20 protein-coding genes are annotated in these 22,089 nt (G+C 71.7%); 8 read left to right on the plus strand and 12 right to left on the minus strand.

What is annotated here, in order from left to right; all coding sequences use genetic code 11:
• The first annotated feature begins 538 nt into the window (after window positions 1-538).
• Window positions 539-1,537, plus strand: coding sequence for a tryptophan--tRNA ligase (trpS, locus tag J7E91_RS27050; protein ID WP_214909109.1), 999 nt, complete (start codon window positions 539-541; stop codon window positions 1,535-1,537).
• Here the strand turns inward: trpS and J7E91_RS27055 are convergent.
• A complete protein-coding gene (locus tag J7E91_RS27055; protein WP_308377230.1) occupies window positions 1,504-2,592 on the minus strand; it encodes a helix-turn-helix domain-containing protein in 1,089 nt (362 codons plus the stop codon). The two genes, trpS and J7E91_RS27055, sit on opposite strands and share 34 nt — an antisense overlap.
• A 74-nt stretch (window positions 2,593-2,666) precedes the next feature.
• Between J7E91_RS27055 and J7E91_RS27060 the strand changes: the two genes are divergently transcribed.
• A complete protein-coding gene (locus J7E91_RS27060; protein WP_214909111.1) occupies window positions 2,667-3,263 on the plus strand; it encodes a cysteine hydrolase family protein in 597 nt (198 codons plus the stop codon).
• A 484-nt stretch (window positions 3,264-3,747) separates the two neighbouring features.
• Here the strand turns inward: J7E91_RS27060 and proC are convergent, their stop codons facing one another.
• The 3 genes from proC to J7E91_RS27075 form a co-directional block, all read right to left on the minus strand.
• Entirely contained in the window at window positions 3,748-4,557 is an 810-nt protein-coding gene (gene proC / locus J7E91_RS27065) for a pyrroline-5-carboxylate reductase (protein WP_214909112.1), read from the minus strand.
• 263 nt (window positions 4,558-4,820) lie between these two features.
• A complete protein-coding gene (locus J7E91_RS27070) occupies window positions 4,821-5,558 on the minus strand; it encodes an ABC transporter permease (RefSeq protein ID WP_214909113.1) in 738 nt (245 codons plus the stop codon).
• Complete coding sequence (locus J7E91_RS27075) at window positions 5,555-6,343, minus strand: ABC transporter ATP-binding protein (protein WP_214909114.1); 789 nt, start codon at window positions 6,341-6,343, stop codon at window positions 5,555-5,557. The genes J7E91_RS27070 and J7E91_RS27075 overlap by 4 nt, the downstream gene beginning before the upstream one ends.
• Before the next feature lie 404 nt (window positions 6,344-6,747).
• On the opposite strand from J7E91_RS27075, the gene J7E91_RS37375 reads away from it, so the two are divergent.
• Window positions 6,748-6,894, plus strand: a complete 147-nt coding sequence (locus J7E91_RS37375) for a hypothetical protein (RefSeq protein WP_374224785.1) — start codon at window positions 6,748-6,750, stop codon at window positions 6,892-6,894.
• A gap of 27 nt (window positions 6,895-6,921) precedes the next feature.
• Window positions 6,922-7,143, plus strand: coding sequence for a SulP family inorganic anion transporter (locus J7E91_RS37380; RefSeq protein WP_374224786.1), 222 nt, complete (start codon window positions 6,922-6,924; stop codon window positions 7,141-7,143).
• 369 nt (window positions 7,144-7,512) lie between these two features.
• Here J7E91_RS37380 and J7E91_RS27085 read toward each other — a convergent pair whose 3' ends face one another.
• Both J7E91_RS27085 and J7E91_RS27090 read right to left on the minus strand, forming a co-directional pair.
• Window positions 7,513-8,046: a hypothetical protein gene (locus tag J7E91_RS27085; protein ID WP_214909115.1), complete on the minus strand. Its 534-nt coding sequence runs from the start codon at window positions 8,044-8,046 to the stop codon at window positions 7,513-7,515.
• Between the two features lie 34 nt (window positions 8,047-8,080).
• Window positions 8,081-8,392 (minus strand): SH3 domain-containing protein, encoded by a 312-nt coding sequence (locus J7E91_RS27090; RefSeq protein WP_214909116.1) that lies wholly within the window; start codon window positions 8,390-8,392, stop codon window positions 8,081-8,083.
• A 154-nt stretch (window positions 8,393-8,546) separates the two neighbouring features.
• Between J7E91_RS27090 and J7E91_RS27095 the strand changes: the two genes are divergently transcribed.
• Window positions 8,547-10,799 (plus strand): PQQ-binding-like beta-propeller repeat protein, encoded by a 2,253-nt coding sequence (locus tag J7E91_RS27095; protein WP_214909118.1) that lies wholly within the window; start codon window positions 8,547-8,549, stop codon window positions 10,797-10,799.
• 93 nt (window positions 10,800-10,892) lie between these two features.
• Here J7E91_RS27095 and ilvD read toward each other — a convergent pair whose 3' ends face one another.
• The 4 genes from ilvD to J7E91_RS27115 all read right to left on the minus strand — a co-directional run bounded on the left by ilvD (window position 10,893) and on the right by J7E91_RS27115 (window position 15,380).
• The gene (gene ilvD, locus J7E91_RS27100; RefSeq protein WP_214909120.1) at window positions 10,893-12,743 is read right to left on the minus strand and encodes a dihydroxy-acid dehydratase; all 1,851 of its coding nucleotides are present in this window, start codon (window positions 12,741-12,743) and stop codon (window positions 10,893-10,895) included.
• Between the two features lie 207 nt (window positions 12,744-12,950).
• On the minus strand, window positions 12,951-13,598 hold the full coding sequence (locus J7E91_RS27105; RefSeq protein ID WP_214909122.1) for a TetR family transcriptional regulator: 648 nt from the start codon (window positions 13,596-13,598) through the stop codon (window positions 12,951-12,953).
• Window positions 13,595-14,413 carry a sugar phosphate isomerase/epimerase gene (locus tag J7E91_RS27110; RefSeq protein WP_214909124.1) on the minus strand — a complete coding sequence of 273 codons (819 nt, stop codon included), beginning with the start codon at window positions 14,411-14,413 and terminating at the stop codon, window positions 13,595-13,597. The genes J7E91_RS27105 and J7E91_RS27110 overlap by 4 nt, the downstream gene beginning before the upstream one ends.
• 34 nt (window positions 14,414-14,447) lie before the next feature.
• A complete protein-coding gene (locus J7E91_RS27115; RefSeq protein ID WP_214909126.1) occupies window positions 14,448-15,380 on the minus strand; it encodes a Ppx/GppA phosphatase family protein in 933 nt (310 codons plus the stop codon).
• 41 nt (window positions 15,381-15,421) lie between these two features.
• Here J7E91_RS27115 and J7E91_RS27120 point away from each other — a divergent pair, with 41 nt between their 5' ends.
• The gene (locus J7E91_RS27120; RefSeq protein WP_214909127.1) at window positions 15,422-16,255 is read left to right on the plus strand and encodes a hypothetical protein; all 834 of its coding nucleotides are present in this window, start codon (window positions 15,422-15,424) and stop codon (window positions 16,253-16,255) included.
• A 224-nt stretch (window positions 16,256-16,479) separates the two neighbouring features.
• Here the strand turns inward: J7E91_RS27120 and J7E91_RS27125 are convergent, their stop codons facing one another.
• Window positions 16,480-18,195: a sigma-70 family RNA polymerase sigma factor gene (locus J7E91_RS27125; RefSeq protein WP_214909128.1), complete on the minus strand. Its 1,716-nt coding sequence runs from the start codon at window positions 18,193-18,195 to the stop codon at window positions 16,480-16,482.
• 161 nt (window positions 18,196-18,356) lie between these two features.
• On the opposite strand from J7E91_RS27125, the gene radA reads away from it, so the two are divergent.
• Entirely contained in the window at window positions 18,357-19,772 is a 1,416-nt protein-coding gene (gene radA, locus J7E91_RS27130; protein ID WP_214909129.1) for a DNA repair protein RadA, read from the plus strand.
• Window positions 19,773-19,862: 90 nt separating this feature from the next.
• Window positions 19,863-20,987 (plus strand): DNA integrity scanning diadenylate cyclase DisA, encoded by a 1,125-nt coding sequence (disA, locus tag J7E91_RS27135; protein WP_028810281.1) that lies wholly within the window; start codon window positions 19,863-19,865, stop codon window positions 20,985-20,987.
• 50 nt (window positions 20,988-21,037) lie between these two features.
• On the opposite strand, the gene J7E91_RS27140 is transcribed toward disA, so the two are convergent.
• Window positions 21,038-21,913, minus strand: a complete 876-nt coding sequence (locus J7E91_RS27140; RefSeq protein ID WP_251016323.1) for a hypothetical protein — start codon at window positions 21,911-21,913, stop codon at window positions 21,038-21,040.
• Between the last annotated feature and the right edge of the window lie 176 nt (window positions 21,914-22,089).

The following is a 22,089-nucleotide window of genomic DNA, read 5'->3' on the forward strand; positions in this document are numbered from 1 at the left end:
CTTTCGTGTCCGACTTCCTCGGTGCTTTCCAGTTCTTCGCTTTCGCGTTTCCCTTTCCGGCGGTTCCGACTCTATCAGGTCCTTTCGGGCCTGACTCCCAGTCAGCGGGCTTGTCATTCCGGCTGTTCGGCCGTTCCGACGAGTGAGACTTTAGCGGAATCCTGGCTCCCGAGCTAATCGGGGTGGCGTTCCTTCGAACGCGGATTCCTCATTTCGCAAACGCGCACAAAAGCAGGACGACAGCTGTCGTTTGCTCCAGTGGTTACTGCGGAATGGTTGTCCGGGGCCGACCAGGGCCGGTGCTCACGTCGGACAACTCGGAGAACACTACGTAGGCGTCAATCCCCTGTCAACCGGGGCCTGCGCGGCTACAGTGGGGCTCATGACTTCGCGTACGTACACCCAGGGGTGGCGGGCCGCCTGACGGCGGCCGGCAGACACGTATGCACTCAACGGCCGCCGCTTCGGCGGCCGTTCGCGTTTCCCCTCCGGGAGGCCGGTCGCTGGTGGCGGCGGCTCCGACCAGGAGGCAAGAGAGATGACGCGGATCTTCAGCGGGGTCAAGCCGACCGGGCACCTGACGCTGGGCAACTATCTCGGGGCCGTACGGCGGTGGGCCGAGACCGATCAGCACCGGGCCGACGCGCTGTTCTGCGTAGTGGACCTGCACGCGCTGACCGTGGACCACGATCCGGCGCGGGTGCGGCGACTCAGCAGGCAGGCCGCCACGCTGCTGCTGGCGGCCGGGCTGGACCCAGCGCTGTGCACCGTATTCGTACAGAGCCATGTGGATGAACACGCGCGGCTCTCGTTCGTACTGGAATGCACCGCCACGGACGGCGAGATGCGGCGGATGATCCAGTACAGGGAGAAGAGCGCGCGGGCGAGGGCGGCCGGGGAGAGTGTGCGGTTGTCGCTGCTGACCTACCCGGCGCTGATGGCCGCGGACATTCTGGCGTACGGGGCCGATGAGGTGCCTGTGGGTGACGACCAGACTCAGCATGTCGAGCTGACGCGGGATCTGGCGGTGCGGTTCAACCAGCGGTACGGGCACACCTTTGTGGTGCCGAAGGCTACGAATCCTCAGGTTGCCGCTCGGGTCATGGACCTGCAGGACCCCACCTCCAAGATGGGGAAGTCGCACGCGGCCACGGCGGGAATCGTCTATCTGCTCGATGAGCCCGAAGTCGTGCGGAAGAAGATCATGCGGGCCGTGACGGACAGCGGGCGCGAGGTGGAGTACGACCGGGAGGAGAAGCCCGGAGTCGCGAATCTGCTCGACGTACTCGCGGCTTGTGAGGGTGGGAACCCCGAGGAGCTGGCCGGTGTATATGAGTCGTACGGGGCGTTGAAGAAGGACACCGCGGAGGCTGTTGTGGAGTTGCTGCGGCCGGTGCGGGAGCGGCATGCGGAGCTGGCGGCCGATCCCGGTTATGTGGACAAGGTGCTGAGGGAGGGGGCCGAGCGGGCTCGGGGGATGGCGCGGCCGACGGTGGACGCGGCCTATCGGGCGATTGGGCTGCTGCCTGCGGGCTGAGGCTCGGGGTCCGGTTCCGTCCGCGCGCTCGGGTGCGCGCTCGGGTGCGGGTGCGGGTGCGGGTGCGGGTGGCGGAAGGCTGCTCGGTAGTCGCGTGGGCTTGTCGACAGGTGGGCGGCGAAGTGCTGGCGCATGGTCACCTCGCTGCCGAAGCCCGCGCGGCGGGCCACTTCGGGGATGGGGTGATCGGTGCGTTCCAGCAGCTTCTGGGCGGCGGCGAGGCGCTGGGTGATGAGCCAGCGCTGTGGAGTGGTGCCGGTGGTCGCTGCGAAGTGGCGGGCGAAGGAACGGGGGGACATGCCGGCGCGGGCTGCCAGGTCGTTGACGGTGAGTGGTTCGTCCAGGTGGGTGAGGGCGTATTCGCGTACGGAGGCGAGAGTGTCGGCGTCACGGTCGGCTCGGGGGGTGGGGTGCTCGATGAACTGGGCCTGGGTGCCGGTGCGGAAGGGCGCGGTGACCATCGAACGGGCGATGGCCGCCGCGGCCTCGGCGCCGTGCGTCGTACGGACGAGGTGGAGGCACAGGTCGATGCCGGCGGCGGTTCCGGCGGAGGTCCAGATGTTGTCGTCCTCGATGAAGAGGGCGTCAGGGATGACGGTGACGTGGGGGTGGTGCGTACGGAGGAGCTCGGTGAGGTTCCAGTGGGTGATGGCGCGGCGGCCGTCCAGGAGGCCCGCCTGGGCGAGGGCGAAGGCGCCGCCGCAGAGTGCCGCGATGGGGGTGCCTCGGGTGTGGGCTTCGCGGAGGGCGTCCAGGATTTGGGGCGGGGCCGGCGTGAGGTGGTCGTCCAGGCCCGGGATGACGATCAGCTCGGGGGCGGTTCCTGTGCCGGTGTCGCTGAGCCAGTTGAGCGTGCGGTCGGGGGTGAGGGTGAGGCCGCCGCGCATGGGGACGGGGGTGCGGTCGACGGCGACCCGGCGGAGGTCGAAGGCGGGGACGCCACGGTCGGTGCGGTCCACGCCCCAGACCTCGGTGATGACCGAGACGTCGAACGCGCGAATGCCCGGGAAGGTGAGGAGCGCGATGCGGCTCGGGGGCGTCGCTCGGGAAGTCACCCTGGCAGTAAACCATCGGGCGATGGCTTTCTCCTGTATGGGAAGCGCGGGGAACGGGCGGGAGCATCGTCCGTATGGAGATCGCAGAGAACGCAGCGCTGTTGGTTGTCGACGTACAGAAAGGGTTCGAGGAGGAGGAGCACTGGGGGCCGCGGAACAATCCGGCGGCCGATGACAACATCGCCGCGCTGATCGACGCGTGGCAGGGGACGGGGCGGCCGGTCGTGTTCGTGCGGCACGACTCGCCGAAGCCTGATTCGCCGCTGCGGGTCGGTTACGAGGGAAATGAGTTCAAGGAGTACGTGGCGAAGCGGCGCGGGAAGGGGGACGGGGCGGAGCTGCTGGTCACTAAGAGCGTGAACTCGGCGTTTTACGGGGCGCCGGACCTCGATGCGTGGCTGAAGGGGGTGGGGGCGCGGCAGATTGCCGTGGCCGGGATCCAGACCAATATGTGCGCCGAGACGACCGCGCGGATGGGCGGGAACCTGGGGTACGAGGTGTTCTTCGCGCTGGACGCGACGTACACCTTCGACGGGGTCGGGCCGTGGGGGTGGACGCTCGGCGCGGAGGAGCTGGCCCGGGCCACCGCCGTGACTTTGCACGGCGGTGGGTTCGCGCGGGTGGTGCGGACGGAGGAGTTGGTGCGGGCGGCGGGGGCCGGTGCCGCCTGAGCGGCGCGGGGGTCGTCGGCCCTGGCTCCTCAGCACGGCTGCCGGGCCGGGGGGCGGCTTCCGGTGCGGGCGGCTTCCGGTACCGGGCGTGGCTTCCGGTGCCGGGCAGCTACGGCCTCCAGGCGTGGCTCCCTCGGGGCACGCTTCCGGGCCTCGCTTCCGGGACACGGTTGCGGCCTCAGCTTCCGGTCGCGGCCACCTTCCGGAGCGGGGGCCGGGGGCGGCTTTCGGTGCCGGAGCCGGCTACCCGTCTGGGGCCAGCTTCCGGCTCCGGGCCTGGCTCCCCGGGGGCACGGTTGCGGCCTCAGCTTCCGGGCCGGCGGCTGCCTGTCCGGGGGGCCGCTTCCGGCTCCGGGGGCCAGCTTCCGGTTCCCGGCCTGGCTCCCTGGGGGCACGGTTGCGGCCTCAGCTTCCGGGCCGGGGGCGGCTTCCGGGCCCCGGTTCGGAGCTGGATCCGGGGGCCGGCCCCGGCTTTGGTTGTTGGTCAGCCGTTGCCCGAGGCCAGTTCGCGGCTTCGGTCGCGGGCCGCTTCCAGGGCGGCGATGAGGGCGGCTCGTACGCCGTGGTTCTCAAGCTCGCGGATCGCGTTGATGGTGGTGCCGGCGGGTGAGGTGACCGCCTCGCGGAGCTTCACCGGGTGCTCGCCGCTGTCGCGGAGCATCACGGCCGCGCCTATGGCCGCCTGGACGATCAGGTCGTGGGCCTGGGCGCGGGGCAGGCCGAGGAGGATGCCGGCGTCGGTCATCGCCTCGACGAGGTAGTAGAAGTACGCCGGGCCCGAGCCGGAGAGGGCGGTGGCCGCGTCCTGCTGGGACTCCGGGACGCGGAGTGTCTTGCCCACGCCGCCGAAGATCTCCTCGGTGTGGAGGAGGTGTTCGGCGGTGGCGTGGGTGCCGGCCGAGATGACGGACATCGCCTCGTCCACGAGGGCGGGCGTGTTCGTCATGACGCGGACGACGGGGGTGTTGGGCGCGAGGCGATCTTCGAAGTACGCGGTGGGGATGCCGGCGGCGCCGCTGATGACCAGGCGGTCGGCCGGGACGTGGGGGGCGAGCTCGTCGAGGAGCTTGCCCATGTCCTGCGGCTTGACCGTGAGGATGAGGGTGTCCGCGCGCTTGGCGGCTTCGGCGTTCGTCACCGGCTCGACGCCGTAACGGGTGCGGAGCTCTTCGGCGCGCTCGGGGCGGCGGGCGGTGACCAGGAGGTCGGCGGGGCGCCAGCCGGCGCGGATCATTCCGCTGAGCAGGGCCTCGCCGATTTTTCCGGTGCCGAGGACTGCGACTGTCTGGGTCATGCGGTTCACCTCGCCGGTGGGGCTGCGTGCGTGTGGGTGCGCGTTGGTTCGTGGGGATGCGCCTGGGTTGCTCCGGCGTCCCGGGGACATCTTCGCACCGGGGTGTGGGGGTGTGGCGCGGTGTCCGATGGGCGGGACGTTGTGGTGGGGGGAGTGGGGGTGGGGAGTGGGGGCGGTCGGCTTTCCCCAATCCGCCCCTTCCCGAACTGGGGCAAGCCCCAGACCCCGGAACCCGAAAACGCCGGACGCGGCACCCGCATGGGTCAGGCCGTGCGGCGGCGGAGGGTGGCTGCTCCGAGGGTCAGGACCAGGAGGGCGCAGGTTGCGACGATCGTCGCGTCGCGGATGAAAGTGACCGTGATGTCCGTGTGGCGCAGGACCTCGTTCATGCCGTCCACGGCGTACGACATGGGGAGTACGTTCGAGATCGCCTCCAGGACCGGCTGCATGGTGTCGCGCGGGGTGAACAGGCCGCACAGGAGCAGCTGCGGGAAGATCACCGCAGGCATGAACTGGACCGCCTGGAATTCAGACGCCGCGAAGGCGGAAACGAAGAGGCCCAGTGCTGTGCCGAGCAGTGCGTCCAGGAGAGCGATCAGGAGCAGCAGCCACGGGGAGCCGACCACGTCCAGGTCCAGCACCCAGAGGGAGATTCCTGTGGCCAGGGCTGACTGGACCACGGCCAGGGCGCCGAAGGCCAGGGCGTAGCCCGCGATCAGGTCGGCCTTGGCCAGGGGCATGGCGAGCAGGCGTTCGAGGGTGCCCGAGGTGCGTTCGCGCAGGGTGGCGATCGATGTCACCAGGAACATCGTGATCAGGGGGAAGATTCCGAGGAGTGATGCGCCGATGGAGTCGAAGGTCCGCGGCGAGGCGTCGAAGACGAAGCGCAGCAGCGTGATCATCACTACCGGGATGAGGAGCAGGAGCGCGATCGTACGGCGGTCGTGGAGCAGCTGGGCCAGGACGCGGGCGGCGGTGGCGAGAGTACGGGAAGCGTTCATCGGAGCGTCTCCTGGCGGGAGTTGGCCTCGTCGACCAGGTGGAGGAAGGCCTCTTCGACCGTGGCGGAGCGTGTACGGGAGCGGAGGGCGTCCGGGGTGTCCTCGGCGAGGATCTCGCCCTCGCGCATGAGGAGGAGGCGGTGGCAGCGCTCGGCCTCGTCCATCACGTGGGAGGAGACGAGGAGGGTGGCGCCGCGGTCCGCGAGGGTGTGGAAGAGGTTCCACAGGTCGCGGCGCAGGACCGGGTCGAGGCCGACGGTCGGCTCGTCGAGTACGAGGAGTTCGGGCGTACCGAGGAGGGCGACCGCCAGGGACACTCGGCTGCGCTGGCCGCCGGAGAGGTTTCCGGCCAGGGCCGATTCGTGCGAGGTGAGGTCGACGTCGGCGATGGCGCGGGTGACGGCGTCGTGGCGGGCTTCTCGGTGGTCGCGGCCGGGCTGGAGGACGGAGGCGAAGTACTCCAGGTTCTGGCGGACCGTCAGGTCGGAGTAGACCGAGGGGGCCTGCGTGACGTAGCCGATGCGGGGGCGCAGGGCGGCGGCGCCTGCCGGGTGGTCGAGGACTTCGAGGGTTCCGGTGACTTTGGCCTGGGTGCCCACGATGGCTCGCATGAGGGTCGTTTTGCCGCAGCCCGAGGGGCCCAGGAGGCCGGTGATCCTGCCTTTGGGGACGGCGAAGTCGAGGCCGCGGAGGACGGTGCGGGGGCCGCGTACGACGGTGAGGTCTTGGGCGGTGACGGCTGCCCCCTCTGGCGGCGGGGCGTGCTCGGGGGAGTAATTCATCATGTGTTGAATAATCCTCCCGGCGGGTCCCCGCGTCAAGAACTCGGGGCATCGGCGCGGGCCGCGGCGCGGGAGGGCGGGGTGCGTACGGGGTGCCGGGGGCGGCGCAGGCGGACGGCGACGCGATCGAAGGCGGGGCGTCCGCCTGATTCGCGCTTCGTGGGCACCGAGGCGATACGGCTACCGGGGTCGCGGCTGTCGCGCTGGGGGTGGGGGCCGTCGCGGTGCTCCGCTGGGTGGCGCTGGAGGTGGGGTGCGGCGCGTGTGGCACCGGGGTTGTTTGTCGCGGTGGCGGTGGCGGCTGGCGTGACGGGGAGGCTGGGTCTGCCAGTGCCGCCCTTGGAGGTGTACGGACTGCTGGACGCCGTACAGCCGCCGGGGCTGACCCCTTCGCGCGGCTCGCGGAGGTGGGGGTCGCGCTTATCGCCTCCGCCGAGTCGCTGTTCAGCGCGACCGCCGTCGACCGGCTGCACGGCGGGTCGCGGACTGACTACGTCAAGGAGCTGATCGCGGCGCAGGGGCGGGTAACGCGGTGTGCGGGGCGCTGCCGGTGACCGCCGTCATCGTGCGCAGCATGGCCAATGTGCGGGCGGGCGGGCGCGCGCACGAAGGGCTCACGGGTGCTGCACAAAGTGCGGCTGCTGATTTTCGCGGCCGGCCGTGCCCGCGGCGCTCGGGTGATTCCGGTGGCGGCGCTGGCCGGGGTGCTGGTGCACAGGGGCTGGAAGCTCATTCCCGTACAAGAGTTGGTGCCGCTGTGGCGTGAGCATCGGGGGAGGCGGTGGTGCTGGTCCTGGTGGTGACTAACGGGGCGATCGTGGCGACGAACCTATTCGAAGGGGTCCTGGTGAGTCCGCTGCTCGCTGTCGCGTAGACCGCGTGGGATACCGGTCAGGTGCCGGTGCACGTGAGGTGCAGGTGGAGGTGGAGACGGAGGGTCTGCACGGTGGGTGCGGGCCTTGGGTGCGCGGCTATGCGGCGTTCCCGCGGCTGAAGCTGATGGACGCGCTGGGAAAGCGCTGCCGCACGACCGCCCAGTACGGGTCGACCTGGCGGATTGCGGCAGCGTCGGCCATGCGTGGGCAGCGGCGCTGCCAGGGGTGGGCGGCTCGGAGCGCGGGGGACGCCTGGGGTGGTGGTGTCGTCCGTGCGGTGGTGGTGGTCTGGCGGCTTCAGCGGCGTCGCTTGGGGGGCTTCTTGCGGGCTGCGGGGTTGCCCGTGCGGGAGCCTCGGCGGCGTTCGTACTGGGTGAGGGCCGTCTCGTACTCGCTGCGGCGCAGCTTCTCGCCCGGCGCCTCGGTCAGCGAGCGGAAGAAGTACGCGAGGAGCGAGCCGACGAAGCCGATTGCCTTCAGGCTGCGCAACTGGGCCTCGGTGGTGGGGTCCGGGCGGCGCGAGTACCCCTCCCAGGTGCGGCGGAAGGCGATCGCGCTGCAGATCGCGAACATGGCGACCACCAGGATGTTCACGAAGCCGCCCACATCCGCGATCGCCAGGCCCTGGTAGGCGAAGCGGAGTACGAAGCAGCCGGCGGCCGCGGCGGCCAGCGAGCCGACGGCGACCCCGGCGCGGCGCAGCCCGTAGCCGTTGTCGTGGCCCACCCAGGTCGTACCGAAGAACCGGATGGGCTCGGGCTGCGGACCGCCGCCGCCGGCCGGGACGGTGGTGGCGGCGGGGGGCGGGGTGCCGTCGGTGTTCTCGCTCACGGGGTCGATTATCCCCGGGGCGGGGGCGGGCGGGTCAGCTGCAGCGCGGCGCGACGTAACCGTCACGGCCGGTGTTCACGTACGCGTCCGACACGAACTGTCCGTCCGCGATGTTGTCCCACAGGTTCGAGGTCCCGTACGGGCCGGAGATCGACTCGCCCGGCTTCTGGCAGTAGACGGCGACCTTGACGTCGTACGGCAGCGTCTTGATCAGCCGGTACTGCGTTCCCGGGCCCGAGCGGACGTTCACCCGGTAACCGGGCGCGACCGGGTATCTGCTCACGCCGTCGCTCACGGCTGCCGCCGTCGCCACCGATGCGGCCGGCACGCTCTCTTCAGTACTCATGCAGTTCTCCCCCGTTGATGTCCTGCTTGATGTCCTGCGGATGATGTCCCGCAGACGTGACGCGCGCAGGCTAGCAAGCCCCACGCGTCTCGTACGTACCATCGACTAGGCTCCGTGCGTCGCGCTTGCGGACGAACACACGGGGGTGGGGGCGATGCCGCCGCTGCGCAATAGCGGGCCAGTACCGGAAGCGGAACATCCGGAGTACGCCGGGCAGTACCGCCTTGAGGCGTGTCTCGGATCCGGCGGCATGGGCATCGTGCACTTCGCGCGCTCGGCTTCGGGACTTGCCCTCGCGGTCAAGGTGGTGCACCGCCAGTACGCCGCGGACCCCGAGTTCCGGGCCCGTTTCCGGCAGGAGGTCGCCGCCGCGCGGCGCGTGAGCGGGGCGTTCACCGCCCCGGTCGTCGACGCGGATCCCGATGCCGTGCGGCCCTGGATGGCCACCCTCCACGTGCCCGGACCCACGCTGGCCGCACAGGTCAAGCGGAATGGGCCGATGAGCCCCGCTGAGCTGCGCAGGCTGACGGCCGGGCTCGCCGAGGCGCTGCGGGACATTCATCGTGCGGGTGTGGTGCACCGCGACCTCAAGCCGGGAAACGTACTGCTCACCGACGCCGGGCCGAAGGTCATCGACTTCGGGATTTCGCGGCCCACGGACAGTGATCTGCGTACGGAGACGGGCAAGCTGATCGGTTCGCCGCCCTTCATGGCTCCCGAGCAGTTCCAGCGGCCGCGCGAAGTCGGCCCGGCCGCAGATGTGTTCGCGCTCGGGTCCGTGCTGGTGCACGCGGCTACCGGTCGCGGTCCGTTCGACTCGGACAGTCCGTACATCGTGGCGTATCAAGTCGTCCACGATGCCCCGGACTTGACCGGCGTACCGGAGGATCTCGCGGCGCTCGTCGAGCAGTGCCTGGCCAAGGACCCCGCGGAGCGCCCCACCCCCGACGACATCATGGCCGCGCTGAAGCCGCCGTCGTACGAGGCCGCCGCGTTCGTACCGGCGCAGCGGCGCAGCGGCGGCACGGGAGACGGTGGGCGTGCGGGAGACGGTGCGGGAGGCGGAGGCGGCGCGGGACCTGGCGTCGAATCCGGTGGCGATCACGTCACCAGGTCGCTCGGGCGGCCCGCCCCGGAACCGTCCGACGGCGAATCCGGCGGCGAATCCGGCGGCGAATCCGGCGACCGTACGGCACCGTCCGGCGCGCGGCGTCGCCGTGCGACCTGGGTGAAAGCGGCATTGGCACTGTGCGCCCTGGTGGTCGGAGGGGCCGTCGCGGTCCAGGTGTTGAGCACCTCACGAGCCCCATCGGAGCCGGCGGCGGACAAGAGCACGGGTTCCGGCGCGTTCGTCCCCTGGCGCACCGGCCTGACCACGGAGAACGGCGCTCCCCCGGCCTGCTCGCTCGCGGGCCCGGCGCTCTACTGCTCGGCCCCCGGCATCGGCGCGGCCCGCCTGGATCCCACCGACGGCCGTGTGCTGTGGTCGCGGAAGGCCGATACCGGTGACGCCGCCTTGTCGGCGCCGCCCGTGGCGGCGGGGGTGGTGCTGGGCGCGCCGTTCGAGCGGAGAGTCCAGTCGTACGACACCACCGACGGCGCCCGTGGCTGGGGCGCGGACGTCTCCGCGTACCAGGGACGGGTCTATCCGGCGGGCCGGACCGTGCTGCTGGTCTCGGCCGACGGCACCGTGCGGGCTCTCGACACGACGACGGGGAAGGAGCGCTGGCGCCGCGCCGTGGCCGGACATCCCGCTCCCGCTTTCGAGTTGTACGACGCGGATACGGACACCGCGTATGTCGCCCAGCGCGCAACGGACGGAACGAGCACGCTGGTCGCCGCGGTGGACCCGGCGACCGGCGCCCAGGAGTGGGAGCGCCGTCTGCCGGGGACTCTCACTCCTGCCGCAGCCGTGGACGGCGTCCTTCACCTCGCTTCCACGGACCTGGACAGCCGGACCGACGCCCTCGTCCGCTACGACCCCCGGCGCGGGAGCGTACGGCGCGTCCCGCTGCCGTACCCCATCGACGAGCCGCAGATCGCTCTGCGCGGCGACACCGCGTACCTCCTGTCCCCCGGCGGCACACTGCTGGCCGTCGGGACAGGCCCCGCGCGGGACGGGGAATCCGCCGAGCTGTGGCATCTGGAGACGGGGGCGGCACGGACCTCGCGGCCCGTCGTCGCCGGCCGCGACCGGCTCTACTTCTCCGCCGCCGATGGCCGACTGCTCGCCATCGACACGGCTCGCGGCGTACTCCTTGGCGGGACCGAGCCCCGGCTGCGGGCCGGAAAGCTGGGCTTCGCGCCGACGCTCCCCGCGCCCGTCCCCGCCCACGGCAAGGTGTTCGCCACCGCGCCCGACGGGTCGGTCTTCGCCGTGAAGGACGGGGATCCGGCGCGCTGGTGAAACGGGGCCGGGCGGGACCGGGCGTGTGCCCCGTCCCGCCCGCCTGCCTGCCTGCCTGCCTGCCTGCCTGCCTGCCGAAGCGAGGGTGCGTGCTCAGCCCAGCTTGGTGACGTCGCGCACCGCGCCCTTGTCGGCGCTGGTCGCCATCGCGGCGTACGCGCGCAGGGCTGCCGAGACCTTGCGCTCGCGGTTCTTCGGGGCGTACACGCCGCCCAGGGCCTCGCGGCGGGCCGCCAGGTCCTCGTCCGCGACGAGGAGTTCAATCGTGCGGTTCGGGATGTCGATGCGGATACGGTCGCCGTCCTCGACCAGCGCGATCGTGCCGCCCGCAGCCGCCTCCGGGGACGCGTGCCCGATGGACAGGCCCGACGTACCGCCCGAGAAGCGGCCGTCCGTGACCAGCGCGCAGGACTTCCCGAGGCCGCGGCCCTTCAGGTACGACGTCGGGTAGAGCATCTCCTGCATGCCGGGGCCGCCCTTGGGGCCCTCGTAGCGGATGACCACGACGTCGCCCGGCTCGATCTCCTTGCGGAGGATCTTCTCGACGGCCTCGTCCTGCGACTCGCAGACGACCGCCGGGCCCTCGAAGGTCCAGATCGACTCGTCGACACCGGCGGTCTTCACGACGCAGCCGTCGACGGCGAGGTTGCCCTTGAGGACGGCCAGGCCGCCGTCCTTGGAGTACGCGTGCTCGACGGAGCGGATGCAGCCGCCCTCGGCGTCCGTGTCCAGGGTCTCCCAGCGCTCGGACTGCGAGAAGGCGGTCGCGGAGCGGACGCAGCCGGGCGCCGCGTGCCACAGCTCGACGGCCTCGGCGGACGGCGAGCCGCCGCGCACGTCCCACGTCTTCAGCCACTCGGCGAGGGTCGCGGAGTGGACGGAGTGGACGTCCTCGTTGAGCATGCCGCCGCGGTACAGCTCGCCCAGGATGGCGGGGATGCCGCCCGCCCGGTGCACGTCCTCCATGTAGTACGTGCCGCCGGGAGCCACGTTCGGCGCGACCTTGGCCAGGCACGGGACGCGGCGCGAGACCTCGTCCATGTCGTCGAGGCCGAAGTCCAGCTCCGCCTCCTGGGCGGCGGCCAGCAGGTGCAGGATCGTGTTGGTGGAGCCGCCCATCGCGATGTCGAGCGCCATGGCGTTCTCGAAGGCGGCGCGGGTGGCGATGCTGCGGGGCAGGACGGTCGGGTCGTCCTGCTCGTAGTGGCGCTTGGTGATCTCGACGATCGTGCGGCCGGCGTTCTCGTACAGCGCCTTGCGGGCGGTGTGCGTGGCGAGGACCGAGCCGTTGCCGGGCAGGGCCAGGCCGATGGCCTCGGCCAGGCAGTTCATCGAGTTGGCGGTGAACATGCCGGAACAGGAGCCGCAGGTCGGACAGGCGTTCTCCTCGATACGGAGCATGTCCGCGTCCGAGATCTTGTCGTTGACCGCGTCGGACATCGCGTCGACCAGGTCGAGCTTACGAACGGTGCCGTCGACCAGCGTGGCCTTGCCGGCCTCCATCGGGCCGCCGGAGACGAAGATCGTCGGGATGTTGAGGCGCAGCGCGGCCATCAGCATGCCCGGCGTGATCTTGTCGCAGTTCGAGATGCAGATCAGCGCGTCCGCGCAGTGCGCCTCGACCATGTACTCGACCGAGTCGGCGATCAGGTCGCGGGACGGGAGGGAGTAGAGCATTCCGCCGTGGCCCATCGCGATGCCGTCGTCGACGGCGATCGTGTTGAACTCACGGGGGACGGCGCCCGCCGCCAGGATGGCGTCGGAGACGATCCGGCCGACCGGCGCGAGGTGCGTGTGCCCCGGAACGAACTCGGTGAAGGAGTTCGCGACCGCGATGATCGGCTTGCCGATGTCCGCGCTCGCTACGCCCGACGCCCGCATAAGGGCGCGCGCGCCCGCCATGTTGCGGCCGTGGGTGACTGTGCGGGACCTCAGCTCGGGCATCGTCGCTCGCTCCTTAGGCAGATGTGACGCAGATGGGCACAGATGGGACGTACGAGGCTTACTCACGAGAGTAACTTCGAGCGTACGCCCCGGATCCACGATCTGGACAGCGCGTCCGATATGCGGGACGCCGCGCTCGTCCTCCGGTCACCCACCGGGGCAGGACAGGGGCCGGGCGCGCGCTCGCTCCTCGCGGCGTGCCCCGTGTCACGCCTCCGTCAGGTACCGCTGGAGCGTCGGGGCCACCATCGCGATGATCCGCTCGGGATCCGCCGAAGCCAGCGGCTCCGCCTTGATCACGTACCGCAGAATCGCGATCCCGACCATGTGCGAGGCCGCGAGCTCCGCCCGGAAGGTCGGATCCGGTACGTCGAGCTCCGCCGCCACCCGCTCCAGCAGCCGGCGCAGTACGAACGTACGCAGCACCTTCGCCGCTGTCTCGTTCGTCAGCGCCGACCGTACGACCGCGAGCAGCGGCGCCCTGGTCGCCGGGTTCTCCCACACGCCGATGAAATAGCGGGCCAGCCGCTCGCCGATGCCGTCGGTGCCGCCCTGGCCGAGGACCGCGGGCACCGCCATGGCCGGCTCGAAGGAGATCTCGATGGCCGCCGCGAAGACGTCGTCCTTCGTACCGAAGTAGTGATGCACGAGCGCCGCGTCCACGCCCGCCGCCTTCGCGATGCCGCGCATCGACGTCTTGTCGTAGCCGCGCTCCGCGAATTCGTCGCGGGCGGCCTGGAGGATCCGCTCGCGGGCGCCGGGCCCGGCGTCCTCGGGCGACCGGCGCGGACGGCCGCGGCGGCGGGGCCCGGGTGGCGCCGTACCGCTGTCGCCGCCGCTTGCGCTGTCGGTCACTGCTGCGACACCCGGGACGCCAGGTGCAGGCGGGTGAAGGCGAGGGCCTCCGCGAGGTCGGCTTCGCGTTCGGCGGACGACATGGCCCGGCGCGTATTGACCTCGATGACCACATGGCCGTCGTAACCGTTGAGGGCGAGGCGCTCCAGGAGCTCGGAGCAGGGCTGGTTGCCGCGCCCCGGCACGAGGTGCTCGTCCTTCGCCGACCCCTTGCCGTCCGCCAGGTGGACGTGCCCGAGCCGGTCGCCCATCCGGTCGACCATGGCCATGGTGTCGGTGCGGGCGGTCGCGGTGTGCGAGAGGTCGACGGTGAAGTGCCGGTAGTCGTCCTTGGTCACGTCCCACTCGGGGGCGTACGCCAGCATCTCGCGGTCCTTGTAGCGCCACGGATACATGTTCTCGACGGCGAACCGGACGTCGGTCTCGTCCGCCATCCGCCAGATCCCGTCGACGAAATCGCGGGCGTACTGCCGCTGCCAGCGAAACGGCGGGTGTACGACCACGGCCGACGCGCCGAGCTTCTCGGCGGCCGCCTGCGCGCGCCGGAGCTTGGTCCACGGGTCGGTGGTCCATACGCGCTGGGTGATCAGCAGGCAGGGTGCGTGGACGGCCAGTACGGGCACGCCGTGGTACTCGGAGAGTCTGCGCAGCGCTTCGATGTCCTGGCTGACGGGGTCCGTCCACACCATGACCTCGACACCGTCGTAGCCGAGGCGTGCGGCGATCTCGAAGGCCGTCGCCGTCGACTCCGGATACACGGACGCCGTGGACAGCGCGACCTTCGCATCAGGGATGCGCACCACTGGTTCTGCCACGAGGGACAGCGTACGGGCCGTTCCCGGTCGGGCGTCAGGCGGTCGGCAGGTGATCCAGACGACGCAGGATGACACCTTCGCGCAGCGCCCAGGGACAGATCTCCAGCGTCTCCACACCGAAAAGGTCCATCGCACCCTCCGCCACCAGGGCTCCTGCCAGCAGTTGCGCGGCGCGGCCCTCCGGGACTCCGGGGAGGCCGGCGCGCTGCGATATCGGCATCGCGGCGAGCTTGGGCACCCACTCCTCCAGCGACTTGCGACTGAGCTCACGTTGCACGTACAGCCCATCGGCGGAGCGGGCCGCGCCCGCGATCCGCGCGAGCTGCCGGAACGTCTTGGACGTGGCGACGACGTGGTCGGGCCTGCCGAAGCGGGCGAATTCGCCGACCGTACGGGCGATCTGGGCCCGTACATGACGGCGCAGCGCCTTCACGTCCTGCGGGTCCGGCGAGTCGCCGGGCAGCCAGGCGGCGGTGAGGCGGCCGGCGCCGAGCGGCAGCGACACGGCGGCGTCGGGCTCCTCATCCATGCCGTACGCGATCTCCAGGGAGCCGCCGCCGATGTCGAGGACGAGGAGCTTGCCGGCCGACCAGCCGAACCAGCGGCGGGCGGCGAGGAAGGTCAGCCGCGCCTCCTCCGGGCCGCTGAGCACCTGAAGATCGATTCCGGTTTCGGCCCTGACGCGGGCCAGCACCTCGTCGGCGTTCGTCGCCTCGCGCACGGCGGAGGTCGCGAACGGCAGGACGTCCTCGCAGCCCTTGTCCTCGGCGGCCTGCACCGCGTCGGCGATCGTCGCCACGAGGCGGTCGACGCCGTCGGCGCCGATGGCCCCGTCCGCGTCGAGAAGCTCGGCGAGGCGGAGCTCGGCCTTGTGCGAGTGGGCGGGCAGCGGGCGGGCGCCGGGGTGCGCGTCGACCACCAGAAGATGAACCGTGTTCGAACCCACGTCGAGGACTCCGAGTCTCATAGGCGGAACGCTACTGCGGCGGCGCGCTTACCCTTGGCCCCGTGTCGAAGACGAAAAAGGCGAAGCCGGGCAAAGCCACTGAGCAGCCGAAGATCACCCCTCCTGTCGCGCCGGTCCAGGACGAGAAGGGCGGGCTCGACTTCGCCCGCGCCTGGGTGGAGTTCCCCGACCCCGCCGACGACGAGCAGATCTTCCGCTGTGACCTGACGTGGCTGACGTCACGCTGGAGCTGCATCTTCGGCAGCGGCTGCCAGGGCATCCAGGCGGGCCGCGCCGATGACGGCTGCTGCACGCTCGGCGCGCACTTCTCCGACAAGGACGACGAAGAGCGCGTCGCGGGGCACGTGGCGCGCCTCACCCCCGACGTGTGGCAGTTCCACGACGTCGGTACGGAGTCGGGATGGACCCAGACCGACGAGGACGGCGAACGCCAGACGCGCCGCTGGGAGGGCTCCTGCATCTTCCAGAACCGCCCCGGATTCGCGGGCGGGGCGGGTTGCTCGCTGCACATCCTGGCCCTGCGCGAAGGCAAGGAGCCGCTGGAGACGAAGCCGGACGTGTGCTGGCAGCTGCCGGTGCGGCGTACGTACGACTGGATCGAGCGCCCCGACGACACGCGTGTCCTGCAGATCTCGATCGGTGAGTACGACCGGCGGGGGTGGGGGCCGGGGGGTCACGATCTGCACTGGTGGTGCACGTCGGCGACTTCCGCGCACGGGGCGGGGGATCCGGTGTACGTGACGTACCGGCCGGAGCTGACGGAGCTGATGGGCAAGCCGGCGTACGACCGGCTGGTGGAGTTGTGCGAGGAGCGACTGTCGTCGCTGCTGCCCATGGCTCCGCATCCGGCAGACCCGTCGACGCCGCCCGCCTAGCCGCGGGGAGGCCGCGGGCATTTTGCGGCTCCGCCGCGTGAGGGGCTCCGCCCCTCAAACGCCGGAGGGGCTGGGAGTTGCCGCAAGCGGCAACCTCCAGCCCACCCCGGCATATCCAGCCCGTCCGGCGTTTGAGGACACGCCCGGAGGGCGTTGGGGGGTCTGGGGGCCTTGCCCCCAGCTTCGGGAAGGGGCGGGTAGGGGAAAGCCCCGCAGGGCCCCCGTTACGACATCGGGGGTGACGTCTCCTCCGCCGGGGCCGGGTCCGGGGACGGTGGGGGTGTCGACTCCGTCGGGGTCGGGTCCGGGGAGGGCGGGGGCGTCGACTCCGTCGGAGTCGGGTCCGGGGACGTCGGTGGGGGCGTCGGGTCCGGGGACGAGGGCGGCGGCGTCGGTCGCGGATTCGAGGGCGGCGGCGTGGCCCGGCCATGGCCCCGCACCGCGATCACCGCTCCCGCCGGGTCGACCCCGATACGCGCCCGCCACGGCCCCGCCGGCTCCCGCTCGTGGTCCACGGACACGTACAGCGTGATCGACCGGCCGGGCGCCAGCGTGCCCGAGGTCTGGCTCAGGTAGAGCCAGGACGCGTTCGTCCACGCCGACCAGGACACCGGCGAGTCGCCCGTCGCGGTCAGGGTGACGACCGTCGTGCTGCCCGCGGGCCTCGCCTCCACCGCCAGCCGCCCCGCCCCGGCCTCCCCCGGCCGGCCCGGCATCGACGTACCGCCGCTGACGACCTCGACCGACACGTCCGGCGAGGGGCCGCCCGCCGTGAAGCCGGGCTCGGGGGTCGTGCGGGCGTTGCCCGTGTTCTCGTACGCGGGTCCGCCGGCGTCGCCGCCCGGACCGTCGTACGGGCCGCCGCCGAGCCCGTCGGGATCGTCCGCCTTGCTCGCGGTGACCGACGAACCGCCGGGGCTCTCGCCGGTGAACGGTGCGCCCCGGTACGCCGCCCAGAGGGCGAACACGGGGGCCGCCACGACGGTCGCCACGACCGTTGTCGTGACCGCCCGGGTCCGCAGCCGGTCGCGGCGCGCCGCGTGGTCCTTGGGGTCCAGCGGGAAACCGTCGCGGCCGAACCGGGGTGCGCTCACGCGCGCCCGGGGGACGTTCGCCATCGCCGCGTACGCCGCCGCCCGCGGCGCCTCGACCACCGGCAGCGCGGCGGGCGACGCCGTGACCGCACCCGGCCAGGGCCCGCCGGCCCCGACCCGCTCGGCCGAGCGACGGCAGCGCGGGCAGTCGTCGACGTGACGTACGAGCTCGTGGCGCAGGGCCGCTCCGAGCAGCACCTGGTTGTCGCCGGTCAGCCGGGCGACGATCGGGCAGCTGCCGCTCTCCACGACGGCGAGCGCGGCCCGGGTCCGCTCCACCTCGCAGGCCGCGGCGGCCAGCAGTTCCCGTGCGGCGGGATAGTCCATGCCCAGGACGGCGGCGACCTCGCGCGGGCCGAGGCCGTGGCGCACCGCGAGTTCCAGCGCCTCGCGCTGCTCGGGGGTGGTGCCCGCGGCCTCGGGCCAGGCGAGGAGTGCCAGCTCGCGCCGACGGCGTACGGCCGTCTCATCCGGTACGGCCGCGGCGCTCACGGGCCGGGGAGCGGCCGTGCGGTGGCCGCCGTGCGCCCCCTGCCTGCGCCGCTTCTGCTCCGCGACCCGGCGCAGGCAGGCCCATCTCGCCAGCGCGTACAGCCAGGCCTTGCGCTCCGGTTCGCGGGACGGGCAACGTCCGTGCTGCCGCTCGGAGATGGCGAGTACGTCACCGAGCACCGCCGTCGCCGCGTCGTGGTCGCAGAGCACGGACAGGCAGTAGGTGAACAGGCCGTCCAGATACGGCCCGTACCGGGTCGGCGGGGCCTGCGCCAGCGAAGGCCGGGGCGCACGGCTCTGCGCCCGGTGTGCGCCGGTGGTGTGCGTAGGGGGCTCCAGCCTGCTGCTCGTCACCCGGCGACCGTAGGCAACGGAGGCGGGCGCCTTAGTACCCCTTGAGGAGTTTTAACCCGTACGGGTGAACACATCCCTCAAAAGGGGACAGGAATCCGGGATTCCGGCCGCGGGGAGCGGGTGGCGACCGCGTGTCGGACCCGGCCTGTACGGTCACCACCATGGCTGCCCGTACATCTCGCTCATCCGCCAAGGACCGGCCGTCCTACCGTTGCGCCGAATGCGGGTGGACGACCGCCAAGTGGCTCGGCCGCTGCCCCGAATGCCAGGCATGGGGGACGATCGAGGAAACCGGCGCGCCCGCCGTACGGACCACCGCGGCCGGCCGGGTGAGCACCGCCGCGCTCCCCATCGGCCAGGTCGACGGCCGCACGGCCACCGCACGCTCCACCGGCGTCGACGAGCTGGACCGCGTCCTGGGCGGCGGCCTGGTCCCCGGCGCCGTCGTGCTGCTCGCGGGTGAACCGGGCGTCGGCAAGTCGACGCTGCTGCTCGACGTCGCCGCGAAGGCGGCGAGCGACGACCACCGCACGCTGTACGTGACCGCTGAGGAGTCCGCGAGCCAGGTGCGGCTGCGCGCCGACCGGATCGGCGCGCTCAGTGATCATCTCTACCTCACCGCCGAGACCGATCTGTCGGCCGTCCTCGGGCACCTCGACGCGGTCAAGCCGTCCCTGCTCGTCCTCGACTCCGTACAGACGGTCGCCTCGCCCGAGATCGACGGCGCGCCGGGCGGCATGGCCCAGGTCCGCGAGGTCGCGGGCGCGCTCATCCGGGCCTCCAAGGAGCGCGCCATGTCGACGCTCCTGGTCGGCCATGTCACGAAGGACGGGGCCATCGCGGGCCCGCGCCTGCTGGAGCACCTCGTCGACGTCGTGCTGTCCTTCGAGGGCGACCGGCACGCGCGCCTGCGGCTCGTACGAGGAGTCAAGAACCGTTACGGCGCGACCGACGAGGTCGGCTGCTTCGAGCTGCACGACGAGGGGATCACGGGCCTCGCCGACCCCTCGGGTCTCTTCCTGACGCGGCGTGCCGAGGCGGTGCCGGGGACGTGCCTGACCGTCACGCTCGAAGGGCGGCGCCCGCTGGTCGCGGAGGTGCAGGCGCTGACCGTCGACTCGCAGATCCCCTCCCCCCGGCGCACCACCTCGGGCCTGGAGACCTCGCGCGTGTCGATGATGCTCGCCGTGCTGGAGCAGCGCGGCCGCATCACCGCCCTCGGCAAGCGCGACATCTACAGCGCGACGGTGGGCGGCGTGAAGCTCACCGAGCCCGCCGCCGACCTCGCGATCGCGCTCGCGCTCGCCAGCGCCGCCAGCGACACCCCGCTCCCGAAGAACCTCGTCGCGATCGGTGAAGTGGGCCTCGCGGGAGAGGTCAGGAGGGTCACCGGGGTCCAGCGCAGACTCGCCGAGGCGCACCGCCTCGGCTTCACGCACGCCCTGGTCCCGAGCGACCCCGGGAAGGTCCCGGCCGGCATGAAGGTCACCGAGGTCGCCGACATGGGAGACGCCCTGAGAGTCCTTCCGCGCCGCTCTCGTGCACAGGCCCCACAAGGCGAGGAACAGCGCCGGTAGACTTTGCCCTGGTCTCGCCCACCCGTACGAGTACGCGAGGCGAAGTTCAGTGCCCGAAGGGCACCGCAACCGTGTGACCGGAGGAATGCAGTGGCAGCCATCGACCGGGCAGCAGCATCCGGAAAGTCCGGCGGAGGCTCGGGCACCGAAGCGCTGATGCGCGCCTCGCTGAGCGCCGTCGCGCCCGGCAAGGGGCTGCGCGACGGCCTGGAGCGCATCCTCCGCGGCAACACCGGCGGTCTCATCGTCCTCGGTATGGATAAAACCGTCGAATCGATGTGTACCGGTGGATTCGTGCTGGATGTGGAATTCACCGCGACCAGACTCCGCGAGCTGTGCAAGCTCGACGGGGCGCTGATCCTCGACAAGGACATCACCAAGATCCTGCGGGCCGGCGTCCAGCTCGTACCGGACGCGTCGATCCCCACCGAGGAGACCGGCACCCGCCACCGCACGGCGGACCGCGTCTCCAAGCAGTGCAACTTCCCGGTCGTCTCCGTCTCCCAGTCGATGCGTCTGATCGCGCTGTACGTCGACGGGGAGCGCCGCGTCCTGGAGGAGTCGGCGACGATCCTGTCCCGCGCCAACCAGGCGCTGGCCACCCTGGAGCGCTACAAGCTCCGCCTCGACGAGGTCGCGGGCACGCTGTCCGCGCTGGAGATCGAGGACCTGGTGACGGTCCGCGACGTGACGGCGGTGGCGCAGCGCCTGGAGATGGTGCGGCGTATCGCCACCGAGATCGCCGAGTACGTGGTGGAGCTGGGCACCGACGGGCGCCTTCTCTCCCTCCAGCTGGACGAGTTGATCGCGGGCGTCGAGCCGGAGCGCGAGCTGGTCGTACGGGACTACGTGCCGGAGCCCACGGCGAAGCGTTCCCGCACGGTCGACGAGGCGCTGACCGATCTGGACGCGCTGCCGCACACCGAGCTGCTCGAACTGCCCGTGGTGGCGCGTGCGCTGGGGTACAGCGGCTCGCCCGAGACACTGGACGCGGCGGTCTCGCCGCGCGGGTACCGGCTGCTGGCCAAGGTGCCGCGGCTGCCGGGCGCGATCATCGAGCGGCTCGTCGAGCACTTCGGCGGCCTGCAGAAGCTGCTCGCCGCGAGCGTGGACGACCTCCAGACGGTGGACGGCGTCGGCGAGGCGCGGGCGCGCTCGGTGCGCGAGGGCCTGTCGCGGCTGGCGGAGTCGTCGATCCTGGAACGTTACGTCTGAGTCCGCCGGCGCGGCGCTGCGGTCGCCCCGCCCGGGGCGTACCGCAGCGGTCAGTCCTTCTTCAGCGTGAAGGCCGCCGGTGACTTCGCGCCCGGCAACTCCAGCAGGTAGGTCCCTTCGCCGACCGACGAGGCGGGCGGCGTCGCGCACTTCGGCGCGCTCTTCTTGAGGTCCCAGTCGACGGTGTGCTTGACGGTGCTGTGCGCGGGGACGCGGAGCAGCAGGCTGCCGGGACCCTCCGGGCAGTCCTTGGAGGACCACACCGTCTTGTTGTCGTCGTCCGTGATCGTGAGCACGGCGGCCTTGGGGCCGAAGTCCATCTTGCAGGCGGCGCCCGAGGTGTTCTCGGCGATCAGCTCGAACTTGGGCTTCTCGCCCGGCTCGTACTCGTTCTTGATGCTGCGCAGGGACAGCTCCACGGTGGAGGCGTTGCAGTCGGGGAGGCTGGAGTCGGCCGGTACGCGCTGACCGCCCACGCTGCCGCCGGCGCCACTGCCACCGCCCGCTCCGGAGCCGCCGGTTCCGCCGGACCCCTCGCCGCCGCCACCCGCGCCGGCGCCGTCGCTGCCGCCGTCACCACCACCGCCGCTGCCGCCGGCGTCCGCGCCCGTACCGGCGTCTTCCCCACCGCCGCCGTCGCCGCCGTCACCGTCACCGCTGCCGCCGTTGTCGCCGCCCGTGCCGCCCGAGTCGTCGCGGCCGCCCGGATCCTCGCTGATGGCGGGGCCCGACGAGTCCGGTCCCGGGGTGATGGTGGACGGCGCGGGAGTGGCGCCGCTGCGGGCGTTCTCGTTCTTGTCGTCCTTGCCGCCCGCGGACATGACGATCCATAGGATCACCAGCGCGAGCAGCACCAGCAGGGACAGCGCGACTGCCCTCCGGCGCCAGTAAATGGAGGAGGGAAGCGGCCCGACTGGATTGCGCATAGATCCCACGGCGCAAACTGTACGAGAGATCGCGGCCAACTCCTGCCCCACCCGCCGCCCGTGCCCCCAACTTTTCACGATCATCATTCCGGACGCCCGCCGCCATCCCGCTGCCACGCCGCCACCACCCCTGTCTTTCGTCGGGGCAAGGCACCTGACGATCGCTCAATGTGACG

The organism is Streptomyces sp. ISL-99 (assembly GCF_018614005.1).
GTDB lineage: Bacteria > Actinomycetota > Actinomycetes > Streptomycetales > Streptomycetaceae > Streptomyces > Streptomyces flavidovirens.